Annotated in this window: 1 rRNA gene; it reads right to left on the reverse strand. The window is 53.3% G+C overall.

What is annotated here, in order from left to right:
* Positions 1-1,286 (reverse strand): 23S ribosomal RNA (locus BLP64_RS10685); the annotation flags it as partial.

The following is a 1,286-nucleotide window of genomic DNA, read 5'->3' on the forward strand; positions in this document are numbered from 1 at the left end:
GTCTTCAACAACCCTACAGGACAATTACATGTCAGTGAGAGCTTATCTTGAGGCTCGCTTCCCGCTTAGATGCTTTCAGCGGTTATCGATTCCGAACATAGCTACCGGGCAGTGCCACTGGCGTGACAACCCGAACACCAGAGGTTCGTTCACTCCGGTCCTCTCGTACTAGGAGCAACCCCTCTCAACTCTCAAACGCCCACGGCAGATAGGGACCGAACTGTCTCACGACGTTCTAAACCCAGCTCGCGTACCACTTTAAATGGCGAACAGCCATACCCTTGGGACCGACTACAGCCCCAGGATGTGATGAGCCGACATCGAGGTGCCAAACACCGCCGTCGATATGAACTCTTGGGCGGTATCAGCCTGTTATCCCCGGAGTACCTTTTATCCGTTGAGCGATGGCCCTTCCATTCAGAACCACCGGATCACTATGACCTGCTTTCGCACCTGCTCGACCTGTCCGTCTCGCAGTTAAGCTGGCTTGTGCCATTACACTAACCGTACGATGTCCAACCGTACTTAGCCAACCTTCGTGCTCCTCCGTTACTCTTTGGGAGGAGACCGCCCCAGTCAAACTACCCACCAGGCACTGTCTTCGAACCGGATAACGGTCCTGAGTTAGAACATCAAACATACAAGGGTGGTATTTCAAGGATGGCTCCACACCAACTGGCGCCGGTGTTTCATAGCCTCCCACCTATCCTACACATGCAGGTTCAATGTTCAGTGCCAAGCTGTAGTAAAGGTTCACGGGGTCTTTCCGTCTAGCCGCGGGTACACCGCATCTTCACGGCGATTTCAATTTCACTGAGTCTCGGGTGGAGACAGCGTGGCCATGGTTACACCATTCGTGCAGGTCGGAACTTACCCGACAAGGAATTTCGCTACCTTAGGACCGTTATAGTTACGGCCGCCGTTTACCGGGGCTTCGATCAAGAGCTTCGCTTACGCTAACCCCATCAATTAACCTTCCGGCACCGGGCAGGTGTCACACCCTATACGTCCTCTTTCGAGTTTGCAGAGTGCTGTGTTTTTAATAAACAGTCCCAGCCACCTGGTCACTGCGGCCAGCTCCAGCTCCATCCGCGAGGATTTCACCAGCTCTGGCGTACCTTCTCCCGAAGTTACGGTACTATTTTGCCTAGTTCCTTCACCCGAGTTCTCTCAAGCGCCTTAGTATTCTCTACCTGACCACCTGTGTCGGTTTCGGGTACGGTCAACATGTACCTGAAGCTTAGAGGATTTTCCTGGAAGCATGGCATCAACAACTTCGCACCCGT

It is taken from the genome of Pseudidiomarina indica (assembly GCF_900104245.1).
Lineage (GTDB): Bacteria > Pseudomonadota > Gammaproteobacteria > Enterobacterales > Alteromonadaceae > Pseudidiomarina > Pseudidiomarina indica.